Source organism: Streptomyces sp. MB09-01 (genome assembly GCF_033794505.1).
Taxonomy (GTDB): Bacteria; Actinomycetota; Actinomycetes; order Streptomycetales; family Streptomycetaceae; genus Streptomyces.
In genome coordinates this window covers 1-17,075 of record NZ_JARAYQ010000193.1, presented here as the reverse complement: position 1 = coordinate 17,075, position 17,075 = coordinate 1, and the positions used below count along the sequence as shown (strand labels likewise).

General features: G+C 68.9%; 9 protein-coding genes. 6 read left to right on the top strand and 3 right to left on the bottom strand.

What is annotated here, in order from left to right; genetic code table 11:
- The coding region (locus PV721_RS31130; RefSeq protein WP_319730152.1) for an IclR family transcriptional regulator domain-containing protein at window positions 1–1,115 on the top strand (1,115 nt) is incomplete at its 5' end.
- Window positions 1,116–1,451: 336 nt separating this feature from the next.
- On the opposite strand, the gene PV721_RS31125 is transcribed toward PV721_RS31130, so the two are convergent.
- The 3 genes from PV721_RS31125 to PV721_RS31115 all read right to left on the bottom strand — a co-directional run bounded on the left by PV721_RS31125 (window position 1,452) and on the right by PV721_RS31115 (window position 10,688).
- Entirely contained in the window at window positions 1,452–7,712 is a 6,261-nt protein-coding gene (locus tag PV721_RS31125) for a hypothetical protein (protein ID WP_319730150.1), read from the bottom strand.
- Window positions 7,713–7,820: 108 nt separating this feature from the next.
- Window positions 7,821–10,028 (bottom strand): hypothetical protein, encoded by a 2,208-nt coding sequence (locus PV721_RS31120; RefSeq protein ID WP_319730148.1) that lies wholly within the window; start codon window positions 10,026–10,028, stop codon window positions 7,821–7,823.
- 186 nt (window positions 10,029–10,214) lie between these two features.
- Window positions 10,215–10,688, bottom strand: coding sequence for a hypothetical protein (locus PV721_RS31115; RefSeq protein WP_319730146.1), 474 nt, complete (start codon window positions 10,686–10,688; stop codon window positions 10,215–10,217).
- A 653-nt stretch (window positions 10,689–11,341) separates the two neighbouring features.
- Here PV721_RS31115 and PV721_RS31110 point away from each other — a divergent pair.
- From PV721_RS31110 to PV721_RS31090, 5 genes are all read left to right on the top strand, one after another.
- On the top strand, window positions 11,342–13,132 hold the full coding sequence (locus tag PV721_RS31110; RefSeq protein ID WP_319730143.1) for an Hsp70 family protein: 1,791 nt from the start codon (window positions 11,342–11,344) through the stop codon (window positions 13,130–13,132).
- A gap of 454 nt (window positions 13,133–13,586) precedes the next feature.
- Window positions 13,587–13,841: a hypothetical protein gene (locus tag PV721_RS31105; protein ID WP_319730141.1), complete on the top strand. Its 255-nt coding sequence runs from the start codon at window positions 13,587–13,589 to the stop codon at window positions 13,839–13,841.
- 222 nt (window positions 13,842–14,063) lie between these two features.
- Window positions 14,064–14,963: a DUF4238 domain-containing protein gene (locus PV721_RS31100; RefSeq protein ID WP_319730139.1), complete on the top strand. Its 900-nt coding sequence runs from the start codon at window positions 14,064–14,066 to the stop codon at window positions 14,961–14,963.
- 390 nt (window positions 14,964–15,353) lie between these two features.
- On the top strand, window positions 15,354–16,661 hold the full coding sequence (locus PV721_RS31095; protein WP_319730137.1) for a DNA polymerase III subunit beta: 1,308 nt from the start codon (window positions 15,354–15,356) through the stop codon (window positions 16,659–16,661).
- 98 nt (window positions 16,662–16,759) lie between these two features.
- Window positions 16,760–17,059, top strand: coding sequence for a hypothetical protein (locus PV721_RS31090; RefSeq protein ID WP_319730134.1), 300 nt, complete (start codon window positions 16,760–16,762; stop codon window positions 17,057–17,059).
- The last annotated feature ends 16 nt before the right edge of the window (window positions 17,060–17,075 follow it).

Below are 17,075 nucleotides of genomic sequence, written 5' to 3'. Positions count from 1 at the left end.
CCCCACCGGTGGCCGCTCCCCGCCCGCCCTCGCGTGCGGGGACCTCGCGCCCCGCACTTCGGCCGCTGATCGTCGCATCCAGCGGTTTCGCTGCCACCGAGCCCCGGACCGGCTCGGCACCGGCAGGCGGGGGAGACGCAGTATCCGGGCCGCCGGTGACGGTGCTCACCACCCCCGTCGCACTGCCCGCGCAAGAGGACGGGCCAGCGGGGCCGGACCAGCAGGCGTGGTGGGAGTCCCGATACCTGCGGCCGGCACGGCTCACGGGCCTGGCGCGCAACCTGCCCCAGGCCCAGCAGGTGCCCCCGCAGTGGGAGACCGTGGCCAGAGCTCGCGAGCTGCTCCACCTCATCGAGAACACGGACGGCATCACCACCCGCGACCTCACCCGGCGCACCGGCCTGAGCTTCGCCACGGCCACACACCTGCTGCACTGGCTTCGCGGCCAGCACCTCGTCGACAGCATCGCCGGGGAACACCGCACCGGGCCCCGCCTCGACCTTGCCCGGATGCCGGGCCGGACAAACGAACTCCTCGCCGTCACCCTCGACGGTTTGTGCGAGAGTCTCGGCGCGGCCATCTATTACTCGCAGTACACCGACGGCGAGGTCCGTGTGCTGACCTCAGCCTCCGGACCGAAGGCCCCGCCGGTGACCGAGGCCGTGCCCTTCCCTCAGGTCGCGCACGCCAGCGCCGTCGGCAAGAGCCTCCTCGCACAGCTCGACTTCGACGGTCGCATGGATCACCTCAGCCGGTACGAGCCATTCGCTCTCACCGGCAGAACCATCACCGACCCCCAACAGCTCTTCGCCGCACTCGACGGACACGGTCCCCAGGCCTGCCAGTTCGACCTGCTCGAATACTCCATGCGCGAAGTCTGCGCCGCCGTACCCCTTTCCCTGCCCGGCCGAGCGGCGTGCATCGCCCTCTCCCTGCCAGCCCACCGCCACCCACAGCTCCTGGAGACAGCCCACACCCTCAGCCAGCACTCCGCCGGCATCCTCCTAGCCCTACTTCTAGCCGACCCCGCCGACAGCGGCTCCACCACCCAGCCCGGCCAACCCGGCACGGGTACATGGCCGGCTGACGGCACAACCGCTATTGCCCTCCCCTGACCGGTGGTACCTGCTATGCCGCTGGTACGGGTCCCTTCGAGCGCGCCGTACCAGCGGCGGGAGCAACCAGCCTGAGCGAGGGGGACACAGTCATGCCGGGCTCGGAGGCCAGCGGACCCACTTGCAAGACCGCGAAGAACATAACCGGGGGGCCGGTCGGCAGCACGGCGCGGATAGCAGAGGCGCGTGCCATCGCGCCGAGCGCCAGAACCGCGAACCGCCACACGAACGGGCGTTCCAGAGCTGTACTAAACCCTTGGTGCGCCGACCGAAGCTGGGTTGTGCTCGGCCTCACCCCCACTCAGCGGCCGGTGCGGGTGAGGGCGCGAGTCGGTGTCAGTCCAGCAGTGCCACGCACTCGCGGAGGAGAGGCTCTAGGCGTAGCAGGTGGTTCCGGTTCAGCACTTGGAGGCCATCAAGGCAGGTGCCGATCTGGTTGGCCTCGGACTCACCCTTGATCCGGTCGAAGACCTGGAGGGCGTCCAGGCACGTGACGATCCAGTGGGCCTCGTCCTCGTCCTCGATACTGAGCGCCACGGCGGTCACGGCGCTCTCCAGGTCGAATGCGGTATCCGCGAACTGCTCGGTGAGGGCGCGGTAGCCCGTTGCGATCAGTGGGTCCGTGAACACCCCCGTTGCCTCGGCGAAGGTTCGGGCCTCGGCTCGGTTCCCGCGCAGGTTTGCCAGGCGGTGCAGGGCCGCGTCCGGGTCGTCCAGCTCGCCGTGGAGACGGTGGGCCCGGTCCACCAGGAGCGGCCAGCCTCCGGTGAGCTCGTGGAGTCGGTCCAGTCGGTCCTCTGTGTGGAACTCCTGGACGAGCTCGGCCCAGCCGCTCAGGCTGCGGCGGTCATGCCGGCGCAGCACCACAGGAGCAGCCGAGGTGGGTTCGGTGCCCGTCAGCAGGGGTCGCCACAGTCCCAGCTGGGTGGGGTCTGTCACGATGACCACGGCACGAGTCACCCCGGGTGTGTAGGGCAGCATCGTCTCTGCGAGGTCGAGGGCCTGACGGGGAGCTTCGGGGCGGGCGTCCGGATAGCGGGCGAAGTCGCTGATAACGACCCGCCGCTCCCGGGGGCGGCCGCCCGTTAGCTCCTGCTTGTAGACGCTGGGCCGGCCGACGGGCGGCAGGGTCCAGTCGGCGACGCGTCCGGCGATCGTACGGAGGGTGTAGTCGACGTCTCCGATACCGGTCGCAGTGGTACCGAGGACGACCCTCGTCTGGTTCGACCGCTCGCCGAGGAGGTCGTCGAGCTGCGTGATGGTGAGTGGCGCCGGTCGGTGGTCGGGCAGCTCCGGGCGGCCCTCCAGGACGATGCTCTCCCGGAGCTCGCATTCCTGCTCGGCCCTGAGCAGACGGGCGTCTACCTCGTGGGAGGTGCCGATCATGCGCAAGGCGTTCGGGCCCCGTAGGTGCCAGCCCTGGCCGTCGTGGTTGGGAGCGAGGACGCCCAGGCCCACCATCTCGGAGAGGTAGGCGCGGAAGCCCTCGGTGTCGAGCTGTTCGAAGCCCTTGCGCCAGAACGTCTCGCACTCCTCGCGCAGTTCGGCGTCGCTCAAACGCGCTTCGAGGCCGCGATGACGGGCGTGGTACGCCAGTACGTTGGCGATCACGTCATAGCGGTGGTCGAGGCTCAGCGTGTCCTTGAACGCCGCCGAGATGCTGTCCCTGAGTCCGGCGTCCGACTCCACGATCTCGATGTCGGACAGTTCCACCGCGTACGGGGGGCCCTCGGCGCCGCGCCGAGCACGCTTTCGGTGCATGAGCTCGACCAGCCGGTGACCGAACATCTGCAGAAGGAACGGCTGGTAGGAGCAGTAGCCGAGTACCCGGTTGACGAGGTCCATGTCCTGGAACTCGAAGCCGAGGGCCCTCATTGGGTCGACCAGCAGTTCGGCGGCGGACTGGGGGGCGAGCGGGCCGATCACCGTGGGGGTCTGCGCGAGGTGCCCGAACGGCCCGTTGCTGGCGAGTTTGGAGAACCGCTGCACTGAGTGCAGCCCGGCGAAGACAACCTTGGCGTGGTCCTTGGTGTCGTGCCCGATGCCCTTGAGCTTCTTCGTCTGCTCGAAGCGGGGGGCGTCCGCCTCGAAGAACTGATCGCACTCGTCGAGCAGGATCAGCAGACGGCGGCGCGAGTCCTCACCGGTCCAGGAACGGATGATCTCGCACACGCGCTCCGAGATGTCCTGTCGTGACCTACCGCCCTGGGGCCGACCGGAGGTCACCTGAGCCTCGGCCAGTTTCCTGTCCAGGACGCTCCACAGCGCCCGCAGACCCAGCGAGCTGCCCTTGCCGATGTTCTCCTGGTCGAGGTTGACGTACACCACCCGGTGGTAGCCCGGACGCTGCTCGACGAACTTCTCCCCGGCATCCGCGAGCAGGGCTGACTTGCCCAGGCCTCGGCCGCCGAAGATGACCTGGGTGCCGTGCGGTTTGATGATGCTGTTGCGTTCGGCGTCCCGGCCGTAGAACATCTCGCCGCCAATCCGGCCGCGCTTCTCCCTGATGTACGGGTTGACGCTGGAGAACGGCAGCAGAGTCTGCGTGGCCGCGCTGACCTGGCGGTTGCCGCGGGCGGCGAGGTACGCCATGGCCGCGTCATCGACGACCAGGAGCGGCTGCAACTGGCCGGAGCCGACGGCCAACTCGACGCGGTGCTCGCGGCTGATCGTGCCGAAGTAGACGACGAGGAGACCCGTCCCGCTGGTGTCGCGCTCCGCCAGGCTCATGACGACCTTGGCAGGCGGGCGGCCCCAGACCATGAGCACGGGGAGGGTGGCGCCCTGCTCGCCGATCTGCGAGCCGAAAGCGGGCGCCTTCGCCCTGCCGTTGATCTCCACCCCGGTCGCCTCGAAGAGGCGGAATTCGCGCCGGTGTCGGTGCGAGGATTGCGCGTCGAGCGGCCGAGCGCTCTTGACGTCGTAGCCGAGGAGTTTGAGGAGTGGTGGCAGTTGCCGGCTCGCGGCCACGTCGAGCCGGTCCTTCGGCTCGGTGTCCGCGAGCGCCCGCCACCCATCAAGGGCGTCCGCCGCCAGGGCCGCTTCGTCGGTGGAGAGGGCGCTGTAGTCCAGGACGGGGATGTCCTGGTGCGTACCGCCGGACCGGACGAGGTCGATGAGGGCGCGGTTGATGCCCTTCGGCAGGCCGTCGGGCACGGCCGGGAAGAAGTCGGTCAGGAGGGACTCGCCTCCGTCGATCTCCGGAACGTCCTCGCCGATCTCCAGGAAGTAGACCAGGTCCGCGGCCGTGGCCAGGCCCCCAGTGCCTAGGTGCCTCAGGACCTGTGCGCGCAGCTCCTGGCTGACGTCCAGAGCGTCGAGGCGGGCTCGGATGCGGTCAGCCGCCTGCTTTCGGAAGTCGGGCAGGTCACCCCGTACGGTGTCGAGTGCCCGCCGTACGTCAACGAGGTCGTCACCGCCGGTGTCGTCGAGCAGCCTGACGGCGTCGGCGAGAAGTTCCTGCAGGCGCAGGTCCTGGTCGTCGGTCACGGCTCCGTCGGCCTGGGCGCGGTGCAGTTCGGCCACGAGCTCCTGGTGCTGGCCGCGCAGCTCCGTACGCCGCAAGGCCGCCCGGGCGTCGATCTCGGCCGCCGCGGGAGCCGAAAACTCCCCCGGCTGCGCCCCGGGCAGCAGTCCTCGTTCCGCCAGCTCGACGAGCGTGCGCGCCGAGGCGAAGGCGTCGTGGGCGAGCCGCTCGGCGAAGGCGTCCTGCCAGCTCCGGCCGACTGCCGCGAGCAGCCGGGCGAGCGGCGGACGCTCGTTCCGGCCGTTGCACACTTTGAGCAGTTCCGCGTCCAGCACGAGTTCCGGGTCGACCGGGCTTCCGGGAGGCGGGGTAGCGGCCTTGCCGGCCAGCAGGTCGAATAGCTCTTCCATCGACGCGTGGGCCGCCCAGGCGGTCGCACCGTTGACGGCGCCAGAGCTCCGGGCCAGCTGTTTCAGTTCGTTCAATACCGCCTCGCGGCCGTCCAACAGGGAACGGCGCAAGGAAGAGACCTCCTTGACGACCCGGTTGTCGTCCGAGCGATCACCCCGGCGGATGGTGTCGACCGCCAGACACCACTCCTTCGCCAGGACGACTGCCCGCTCCACGAGGTGCACCAGGTCCTGCCGACCGGAGCCCTGCAGCGGCTTGCCGCTGGGCGAGCGGTGTTTGCGGTCCATGCGGTCGATCTCGTTGTTTATCTCGGGCAGCTTCGACAGGCGCTCGGTTTGCTCGCGCACCTGGGCCGCCCCATCGCGGTCGTCAGCGGCCACCGTCGCCAGCAGCGATCCGAGGAGGCCGTCGTTGGCAAGCCACCGCTTCGCGATCTCCGTCGCCCGCGCGAAGCGGAGCCTCGGCGGCACGAGCAGGGCACGGCACCCCTCCAGCAGCTCCCGCAGCCGGGCCTCCGCCCCGGAGACGTCGGCGCTGACCGCCAGCGGCGAGGCCGTCATGAGGGCGCCGCTGAGGGCGCGGTCGGCGACCGCGGTCGCGGCCTCCGCGAGCCGTTCCGGCAGCCGGGGCGCCAGGGCCTTCAGCTGGGCGCCGGCCAGATGGTCCCCGGTGATCAGCGCCGTGCGCAGCAGGGCGGGCAGGAGGACGAGTTCGCTGCCTTCCGCGTCCCGGCCGGCGTACCCGCCGTACTGCTGGAGCAGGTCGGCTGTCAGCCTGGCGCCCCGGCTGTCACCGGGCGTCAGCAGCCCGGCGGCGCCGGCCAGACGGAGCGCCGCCACCTGCGGCTCGGGGTGCCCGGCGGCGCTCGCCACTCGGTGGGCGAGCCCGAAGCGCCGTTGCACGACCAGGTGCGTCAACACGGTTTCCGCCGCTGCCTCGTCGGACTCCGCCTCGTCGGACTCCGCCTCGTCGGCGTTAGTCTGCGGGGCCAGTTCCGCAGCGTGAACCTCCGTGTCGCGGGACGCCGCCGCAGCAAGCTCGGAAAGCGCGGCGGGCGCGGCGGCAGGCACCGGGGCGGGCGCAGCCGCGAGTGTTGCTTCCGGATCTGCGGCGGATGCCGCTGGCTCGTCGGCGGACGCCCCGGCCGACGCCTGGTCGGTGTCGGCTCGGTCGGCCGTCGGCTTCGCGGCAAGCGCTTCCGATGCCGGGACGGCGCGGGGCTGGCGTCCCTCGCTGGCGCGGTCTCCGGGTCGCCCGGCCGGGCGCCCGTCCGTCTGCTCGGCGACCAGTACGGCGCGCTCCGTCGTCGTGCTGCCAGCGGCGGACTCACCGGAAGCCTCGACAGCGCCTTGCGCGGTCACCGGCACCCGCATTGCCTTCCCCTCAGCCGGCTCCGCGCTCTCCTCTGGCTGCGCAAGGACCAGGTGATCGGCGACAACCACCGCCATGGCACAGGCGGGTAGCACCCGCACCATCTGGTCCTGCAGGGCCAGGATCTCCGTCGCCTCGTACGCCTGTCGCCCCTTCCGGAGCAGCCGTGCCAGGTCGGCGAGAGCGGCGCCCTCCTGCTGTTGCTCCTGCCCCCAGACCGCTGCCTCCAGCAGGCGGCCGGCCGCTGCTCGCACGGCCTCGGCGGCGACATCGGCGGGGGCGCTGTCCGGCAGGCCCGCGACATCCAGCAGCCCCCGCAGCGCCTCCCGCGCTCTGGCATCGTGGTCGCGTCCCCTTTGGTACTCGCGCGCGGCCTGTGCCATGTCCTCAAGGCGGCGAGGCACCCCGGTCATCCCCACTGCCCGGAAAACCGAGTCTGCCAAGTCGAAGCGGGAGCTCAGCGCGCCCAGCGCGGCCACATCCTCCTCGCGCGGAGGGCAGCCGTCCGCCAGAACTCCGATCACGTTCTCCGCAGCTCGTCGGGCCACCAGGAGGGCCGATTCCAGCTGCCGGCAGACTGCTTCCGGGTCCGTCCCCTCCTCGGCGCCAGCCCCTTCGGCCGCGGTCACGGCGGCGCCCTGAAGGGCTACGGGGCCGGACACTGCACTGTCGAAGTCGCCCTCACTACTATCCCGCCTGTCGGCGACAGTGGCCGCCTCGCCCTTACCGTCTCCCGTCGGCAGCCGCTCGAAGCCCTTCCGTATACAGTCGAGATCCGGATACGCCGCTACGACGGACCGAGCCTCATCGGCCACGGCTGCCAGGCGTAGGGACTCCTCCTCGTCGGCCGTCTCTGTGAACCAGCCCTGGTCGGCCGCCCACGCGAGGACATATGCATGGACGACGGAGGCCTGGCACCAGGCGAACACCGTGGTCCGCAGCAGCGTCGCACCCCATCGGGAAGCGGGATCGGAGACAGTCTTACCCTCCGAGGCGAAGACGACCTCGCAGATCTGGTCCGACACGGTGGCCGTGAGGTCCCTGATGCCGCAGCGGCACTTGTGCTGCCTGGCGTCGCGCCGCAGCCGGGCGAGAATGTCCTGACACAGCGCCCTACCCGCCCGTCGCGGGGCCGCCATGCGGATGCCCAGGCTACCGAGCAGCTTCTGCCTGTTCCCGGGCCGCAGGGAGTTGAAGGCGAGTTCCACCATGTCCGGCGTGAGTTCGTTTATGGCGCCGAGCGGGTGTTCCAAGGCGTTGAGCGCAGCGGCCAATCCTTCGAGGTCCTTGGCTGAGACGGCCGGCGGCGACAGCGGCTGCCCCGTCATGACGTTGTAGCGGTCGTGCATGTACGCCTACTCCGTTTCTACGGCTGGTGGTGCAGGATCGGCTCGCCTGACGCCGAGCCGAAATGGATGGAGAGAGCGGGGTACGGCCGGGACGCGTGCATGCGCCGCTCAGCGGCCGCGGATGTGCTCAGTGACGAACGTGTAGCCGTAAGGAAGTTCCCAGCCGTCCGCCTTGCCGAGCCTGCGGCAGTAGTCGCGGAACGCCGCTCGCTGCACTGGACTGGGCGAGCAACCCGGCCGAAGGCGCCGCAGGTGGCCGGCGACGAACTGGAGGGGCACAAGCCCAGAACCCTCCGGTTCCGCATCACCCCACGGACGTATCACCCGCCGCCGCAAAGGGCGATAGCCGATGAGCGGGATGCCGGGCTGTCCGTCGCGGGCCGGGTAGTGCGGCTGGCCCCAGGCGTCCCGGCTGCCCAGGGCGGACTCCAGGCGTCGCTCCGCCAGGAGTTCCGCCACCGCCGCTTCCAGGACAGCTGCCTGCAATCGCGCCGGCTGGCGCCCGTAGGCCGCGTTCGGCAGGACGGAGCGGTCCAGCAGCGCATGGCCGTCCAGAGTCAGCAGCCCGCAGCGGCGCACGGCGCGCATCACCAGCTCCCGCGGGCCCAGACCGAGCGCGCTGTCGCCATGGCGGTGGCTGCCCGGGGCGTCCTCCCTGGTCAGGACGCGGGGGTCGTAGCAGTGCCCGATCACACGTTCGTCGACCTGCAGCGTCTCCTTGAGCCGCATCGTGGCCGCCCGGATCACCGTCCCACCGCGAGGCCAGCACAGCTCCAGGAACACGCCGGGAAAGAAGTCGTCGGGCCAGACAATGCCCGTCAGCCGGCCCGATGCGCCACCGAGCTCGGCAGTGACGTCCTGCCCCGCCCGCTGCGCGTTCCCAGTCCGGCCGGCGTGGTCGAGTTCCAAGCGTGCCCTGAGGCTCGGACCGTGCGACCGGCGAAGTTCGCTCAGGACGTGCGGGTGCAACGGGAACCAGCCGTCCATGAGGTGGGCAAGCCGCAGGGGCGAGCGCCACACGACCTCCTCGGCATCGTCCCGAAGGAGTTCCGAGTCGCCGAGGTCAGTGGCGTCGGCCAAGGGCTGATCGACCGGGTCGACGTCCGCTTCCGGCTCCGTCCCATCTTGCTGCTCCAGCGCTGTGGGGAGCGTCGATGCCCAGCCACGCCCTGTCGGTGTCAGAGGGTCACCGGCAAGTTCTGACCCGCCGGGATAAAGCGACCTCCAGATACCACCGCTTTCAAAGGCGTCGTCGAGCGTGACACGGCAGCCGTTCTCGAACAGACCCTGCTCGCTGTCCCCTCGGACGACATCGGCGAGCGTCAAGTTCGCCCGGCACACCGCCGCGGCGTACCCCACTCCCGCGAGCAGTCCCCCCGCGCCGGGCACCTGGCGCAGCCGCGGTCCAACTGCCGTGTACGCCGTGACCGACGTGGTAAGGCCGTGGCGCCGCCTCGCCGGCGTCGCCGCGTGTTCTATCGCGGCCGCGAGAGACCTGAGGTCGTCGCCGCCCAGCGGGCCGGTATCTCCCCAGCACTCCGCGAGGGAGGCCCGGGTCACGGCGTAGTGGCCCCATGTGCGCAGCGAGGCGCTGGAGAGGAGGACGGCCCGCACCGTGTCGAGCAGGCCGAGCAGTCCTGCCCGCAGCAGATCCTCGTCCGTGCCGCCCACGAGTTCGGCGAGGGACACGGGCACGAAGGGGCTGAGCAGCTGCTCGCGCGCGGTGGTCAGGAGGTGGTCCGCGTAGGCCGATACGTCGTCCTGCCGAGCTGCTTCAGGGGACGAGTAGGTGACGTCGACGATGACATGCCCGTCCTCGTTGAGCCGACGCCGGCGCGTGCGCAGGCGTCGGAGCTGGGTCTGTGACAGGCGCAGGGCCGGGCCGAAGGCATCGAGATCCGGGACCAAGAGCTCACGGCGGCGGAGAGCGAAGCCACCCGCGGGCCTGCCCGGGCCCTCGGCGCCGGCAGGCGCCCCGGACACCCATGCCGGGACATCCCCGAGCGGCCCGATCTCCGGGTGCGCGCCCTCGCGGTGGACAATCTCTGCGTAGAGCGGGTCCGATCCCGTGGCCACACACACCATGGCACCGACCGGTAGCGCAGGAGCGCATTCGCCGAGGGAGATGACGGGGAAGTCGTCGAGGCGGAGCGGGCTGCCACCGTAGCCGTCGCCGTTGAGGTCGTACCCGAAGTACACGGCGTTAAAGGCGACGGTGGTGTGCACCGGTGCGCGACGGGCGGCGACCACCTCTTCGAGATATCGCCGCAGCCGCTGCCGTTCCTCGCTAGGCACGGCGTCATAGCCTTTCGCCATGCCGGGGGTCAGTAGAGCCTGCTCACCGTACGGATCAGGCACCCCCGTTCGCCCATGATCGCCCACCGTTGCTGACACACGCGGGTCCCCACCCATGACACCTCCGCCGCACTACAGGCCGCCCCGGCCCACCTGCGGTGATTCCCGCAGGCTACGCCGAGGCGGGGGTGCCTGTAGCACTTTTCCCTACTTTGATCCCGTGAGGCGTGGCCGAGTTGGCCACCGTGCGCGCGTGAGCACGACCAGCGGCTCTTCGACAACCAGGACGTCGAGGCGGCGGACGAGTTCGGCAAGGAGCTCGGTCAGTTCAGCGGGTAGCGGCACGGAACCGTCGCGGATCACCGATAGGTGCGCCTCGTAGTCCGCGATCGGCCCGGACAGGTCCACATCCGCCTCCCGCAGTGGCTGGTCGCCGGGGAGGATGGCCCAGTCGAGGGGGTACTCGGCCGCGCCCCGCCACCCGCACGAGCAGGTGCCCCGCAGGACCGCGGCCCGGGGGCGGCCGCGTCGGCCGTCGTAGGCATGCCACTCACATGATGAAGGCATGTTCGGGCCGCTGCCGACGTCGAAGTAGACCGGGCCCGGCTCGGTACCGTCGGCGAGCAGCACGCCCACCATCCCCTCGTGCGCGGCCCTCAACGCCTTGAGCACCCTGTCCATGACGATCAACCCTTCCCCGGCGAGTACGCGGTCGGCCGGCCCGCGACCACAGGCTGTCGTGCCCCGGGCGCACGCGCACCGGGATCTACCGAAAGCAGTACGGGATATGCCCCGCACCGCCGGCTGCCCAGGAGGTGACGCTATGCGCTCTGCTTGAGTACAGCGCGCACGGTATTACGGGAGTGCCCGGACAGCTCGGCGATCTCTACCTCGCTCAGGCCCGCTTGCTTCGCCGCATGGATGAGAGAGTTCCTGCTCTCGCATACGACCCGGTACTCCCTGAGCTTCTCCCTGGCCAGAGCGGCATCCAGGGCCACGCGCGGGGGCGGTACCGCGATGACCACGCGCATTGGTACTTCCGGCCCCGCTGGGCGTGGGTGGTCGTCATTCATGTGCGAAGAGTAGGACGCTTCGCACCGCCCCCCCTCGCCGAGAACTGTGAGTCGTCCGGGCGAGTGTGCAGATTTGCACAGGGGGTGTGCGGAACTGCACAGCGAGGTTGCTACCTCCGAGTGGATCGCGCCCCTCCCGTCAGCAGCGGCATTGATCCAGCGGGACCGGGTCTGGAAGAACTAGGCCTCACCGGCCCGTTGCCGACCGCAAGCACGAATCGACGGTCTTCGACACCAACGGGCTCACGGAAAGGATCCACCGTGTTCGAACCACGAATCGTTGCTGCGATCGATCTGGGCACTCACGGAATCGGCTTCGGCTTCTCTGCCGTCTCCGCAGACAATGACGACCCTCAAGTTCGAAAGATCCATTTCTTCAACCAGTGGGAATCGGCACCTGTCCCGACGGCCAAGAACCTCTCCGCCCTCCTCCTGGACGCGAACGACAACCTCATCGCCTGGGGCTACGACGCCCTGAGGACCTGGCAGACGCAGGGCGCCACACTGAGGCATACCGGAGCGAAGTACCACAGCGGCTTCAAGATGGACCTCGGAGCCCAGCCCAGTACCGAAGCGACAAGCCAATCAATGCCGTCTGAAGAAGGCGACAGCACGCCAGATACCGAGGAGGCGGACGATCTTGCCCCGCCCTGGGCACCTCAGGGTGGCCCGCTCTCCGACCGGCGGACGGCTTTCCTGCTGACTCTCCTGCTGCGGCAGGTCGTCGACAAGGCCCTGAAGCAAATCATGGCCAGCGGTTACGACGAGGACGACATCCGCTGGACGGTCACTGTCCCGGCCTGCTGGTCGGACTACCAGAAGTCGATCATCCGGGACATCCTCAAGAACGCAGGCCTGCCTGGGGAGGACGGGCGAGTGCTGCTCTCCCTCGAACCCGAGGCTGCCGCTCACTACGCACGCCTGACGGGAGGCAACAGCCGACTCATGGAGTCGGGGGCCCGCTTCATGGTCGTCGACTGCGGAGGAGGCACCGTCGACATCACCGCCTATCAGAACGACGCCGACGGCAAGATGACCGAGATCGGCCGCGCGCTCGGCGACCGCCTAGGCTCCGACTTCCTGAACCGCAAGCTTGAGAACGACTACCTCGTCGAGCGCCTGGGCGGCCCTGACGCCCTCGAAGCGATCCGTCAGGAATGCCCCGATGCTCTGGTCAACCTCATGGATCAGTGGGAACGCGCGAAGGCAAGCGTCAAGCTTGACCACGAGAAGGACGTCGAACTTCTCCTCCCGACCGCTATCGACCGCCTCCTCGGCCTTGAGGGCCGCAAGCGCCTGGCCAGGCGTCAGAACAAGGTCGACGACTCGATCGTCCTCACCCCTGTTCAGCTCCATGCTCTCTTCGACACAGTCGTCCCGGGCACCTTGGCCCTCATCGAAACGCAGCTGGCAGAGATGGACGCCAGCCGTGGTGAGAACACCGCCCCCGACGTCATCGTGCTCGTCGGCGGGTTCAGCAACTCTCCGTACCTCCAGCAGGCAGTCAAAGAGCGCTTCGGGGAGCGGACCACGATTCTGGTCCCTCCCAACCCCGACATCGCCGTCCTGTACGGCGCCGTCCACTTCTGCTACGACCCTCAAACCCGGGCCCGCCGTAGCCGATTCACCTACGGTGCCCAGTCCAGTGAGCCCTTCGAAGAAGGCGTGGACCCCGAGAACAAGCGCTTCATCACCGATGAAGGCAAAAACTTCTGCCGAGACCGCTTCTCGATCTTCGTCCGGTCCGGTGAATCCGTGCCTTCGGACGCCGAGGTAGCGCACGAATATGTCCCGCTCACCGACACGGCTGACAAGCTCGCCTTCCGCATCTTCGCCACGTCCGAAGCCGACCCCCGCTACGTCACAGATGCTGGCTGCGACAAGCTGGCCGTCGCGATCGTGGACCTCGCTCCGGTGATGCGATTCCCTCGCAAGGAACGTGGCGCCCGGCTCTACATGAAGTTCGGGGAGACCGAGATCAAGGTGCGCGCCGAACTCATCCAAGGTGGGGAGCCCGTGGCTGCACAAGTCCGCTTCCACTCCAACTACTAAGTCGGGAGCCACGGTGTTCAGCCACCCTCACCAACAACCCGCGTCGTGGCCACAGTGGGCAGAGCCCGACTGCAGAGTTCTGCTGGAGCAGGCCCACGAGAGAATCAGCCAACTGGAAAAGGGGCGAGCGGCCGGGGAACGTGAGCACACCGAGCTACGCCGGCGCATCGATCGCCTCGAACGGCAGCTGAGCACGGTACTCGCGGCCTCCATGAATAGCCGTACAGATCTAGCGGGACCTCAGCACAGCGATCACCAAGCCCTTGCTCAGCGTACGAAGAGGCTCATCGAACAGGACATTCACCCGTTTGCCCGCCGCTACGCCGAGCGATGCGGTGAGCTGTGGGCGAAGAACCGACCCCAAAGGGCGCCCTACCTCGTGGGGCAGCTGAGCCCGCTTCTCTTCGCCGAGATCCCCGCTACCCCCCGCAGCATCATGAGGACCCTCGGATTCGTGGACCCCGACGGATACATCGAGGCGTCGCTGCAGTCCCTTCACGCGCAGGTCTCCCAGTTGGCGGCCGACATTCGGGCCGCCGGACTGCGTCACGAGTGGGATTTCAGCTTCACGGTAGGAAGGCGGCTCGCGCCCGAACGCCAGGAGGCGTGGCCTGCTTGCAGTCCGCATGCGGTGGCTTCCTTTCTCATGGCACCGGGGTACGTAGTGGACGGGCGCGTGTACGGCCTGCAGATCGTCTATACCGAGTGAGGCCACGTCGGGGCTGCACAGCCTGCATCGTCATCGTCGTACCGACGACGTGGGCTGTGCCGCCGCGACCCCGTGCGGACCTGACGGCCATTGAATTCCGTTTCCGCTGTCGGTCGCCTCTGGGACTCTTGTGGCATGGTGAGAAGTCCAGACGCACGGGGCACGGCCTCGGACCCCTTCTGGTCCCGGGTCCGGGAGTTGGAACACACGCCGGGGCGGCCCGTGCATCGCCAGCACCTCGTGTCCCGAGTTCTCCTCAAGCGGTTCACCGCCCCCGGTTCACGCGGAGCAGGTCCCCAGCTCTACCCGTTCGACCTCCGCCATCCCCACCAGCCGCACAAGCTGAAGGGGCCGGCCGGATGCGGCTGGGTGCAAGACTTCGTGCCCTTCGCCTCTGGAACCCTGGAAGCCATCTGGGCCCGCACCGAACAGAACCTGCCCCGCGCGTTTACCTCCCTCGATGCCGGCAGGCTCTTCGACGAGCCCGAGCACCTTCCTGTCCTCCGTGACCTCATCGCGCTGCACTGGGTACGTTCGTACTTCTACAGAGACGCATTCGCGCGGATTTACAACGACTTTCGTGCACACAGCAGGCACTGGTTCCTTACCTCAGGCCAGGAGCTCATCCGGGCCGCAGCACTGCAGGAGTTTGGCCTCCACCTGACAGGTGGGCAAGGGCTGGAACACATCACCGACGAACTGCTGCGTCCGACGGACGAACTCTTCGAGAGCGGCGCCCTGCTGCGCATCCGCATGGAAGAGATGTTCAAGAAGGTCAGCGACCGCATAGCCGCCGCTGGCCTGGAGATCCACACTCCTGTATCCGGAGAACTGCTCATAGGAGACACCCCGGCCCAGACCCTTCGGATGGACCAAGGAACTCGGATCTACGGAGTGGCGCTCGGCAACGCGACCACCATGGTGATCCCGCTCGGTCCCAAGCATCTGCTGACCCTCGGCCGCGAACACGCCCAGGGCGTGCTACTCGACGAGGGCAGAGACGTCATGAACAAACTGCAGATCCTCGCAGCCACACGGCACGTGTACTACCGTCCCGGCAGCGGACTGGAACGCACCGTTCGACAGAACCTTGCGGCCCGCGAGGCCGAGAAGAATCCCTGACGACTGCGTCCAGCAGGAGCGGGGGCGGTAGGCGGCCGTGGTCGGGCACACGGCGCCCGCCGCCGCAACGGCCGCGATGGCGTCCGGGTCCGCGGCGAGATACCCGCGCATCAGATCCAGGGCGGCCGTTTCGCCGGGATCTGCTCCGTGCTGCTGGTCATACCCGTCCAACGACGCAGCGGCGCCGTGGGCGCGGCCGCAAGGCCGCCGGCTCCTTCGCGTCCCGGGACGGACCGTGGCCGCCCAACTCCTCGATTCCGTTGAAGTTTGGGCCGATTGGAGCGTCTGACCAGCCCTGATTGTGAGTGATGCATGGTATAGTTGTCTTGTTGGTCGGCGGTGGCAGCCGGTCAACAAGCCGAATCCACATCTCACTCTCCAGGGAGAGCCATGACCACGTCCGAAACGCAGGTCGCTACCTCCACCGCAGCAAAGAAGGAGGAAAAGGAGCCCGTAAAGCCGTCCGCGAACTTCGCGGGAATTCACGCTGAGATCATCGACGCTCTGAATTTCGCTGAATTCGGAATTGCCCCGAAGGCGCAGCCGCCCGCTCAGCGCGGTGTGCTGATCGAGACCGGCGGCAACCGCATCGCCTTCAGCGCCTACGACTTCGACACCGCCGTGTCGGTCATGGTCCCGGCCGCCACGCCCGCCGGGAAGGGCTCCTCGCTCCTCGACTTCCCGGAGCTGAAGAAGACGCTCGCGGCCATGGTCGCCGGGGAGACCAAGGCCGTCGCGGCCCAGACCCGCGTCTCGCTCGCCGGAGACCTGCTGGCCACCGAGCACCTCACGGTGCCCATCACCACGCACGACATCCACGAGTACACCCAGCCGCTGGAAGCCGTGCCCGCCATGGCCACCATGGACGCGCAGACCTTCCTCGCCCAGCTCAACAGGGTCCTGCCCGCAGCGTGCCGCGACTGGACACTGCCCGTACTCAACGGCATCCAGGTGACGCTGGACGGTGAGACGCTCACCATGGTGGCCACGGACCGCTACCGCTTCGCCGTTGCGGAAGTCCCCGTCACCGCCACCGTGCAGCCGCCGGAGAAGCCGCTGGCCGCGCTCATCCCTGCCGACACCCTCTCCGCCCTGGCCAAGCGGCTGAAGAGCCACGACGGGCCCGTGGGCATCGGCATCCTCGAAGACAACCACGCCGAAGGGGACCCCGTGGCCACCTGGCCCACTCCCCGCGCCACGCTGTCGCTGGACGCCATCACCATCACGATGCGCTCACTGGACGGCAGCCTCCCCAAGTACAAGTCGCTGTTCCCCAAGACGTGCGAAACGTCGGTCCGGCTCGACCGCGCCACGACCGTCCGGGCCGTCAAGAAGTGCCAGGCCGTCCTGAACGCCAAGGGGCTCAAGAACATCCCCGTGATGTTCGCCTGGGACACCGACGGAAACCTCACGCTCGCCCCCCGTCTGGACACAGCCGAAGGCGAGGCCCGAACCAAGGGCATGTCCATCCCGACGACCATCACCCACGGCACCGGCGAAGGCCTGCGCGGCGGCCTCGCCGCCTTCAACCCGGGCTTCCTGCTGGACGCGCTCGGCACGTTCACCGGCGACACCATCACCCTGCACCTGGGCGAGACGAAGAACGGGCAGATCAGCAAGCCCGGACTCTTCACCGACGGCCCCGAGATGGCTGGCCAGGGCTACAAGCACCTGCTGATGCACGTCCGCCTCTCCTGAGCGGACAACCACCCGCGGGGGTGGGGCTCGCCGCCCCACCCCCGCACCCCGGGCGGGGACTGGCACCCCGCCCGACCCGAACACACAGGAGGTAACCCATGGCCTTGATGCTCGACTGGCGAGGAACCCCGATCACGCACCACGCCCACGTCCTCTTCCCCCGCAAGTGGGGCCGCAGCGCCCACTCGACCGAGATGGTGGAAGGCGTCGTCCAGAGCTTCAGCCCCACGGGACGGATCACCGTCGACGTCCTTCGAACCTCCCGTCCGCGCGAGACCGGAGGAACCGGCCGCACCCGCTACGCGGTCCCGGCCCACAGCGTGACGGTCCTGCCCGCTCCGGCCGGCCTGCCCGCCGGAGCGGGCAGGACCGTCACGCTGTGGGCCGGGACCGCGTAGCGGGTGCGGCCGGTTC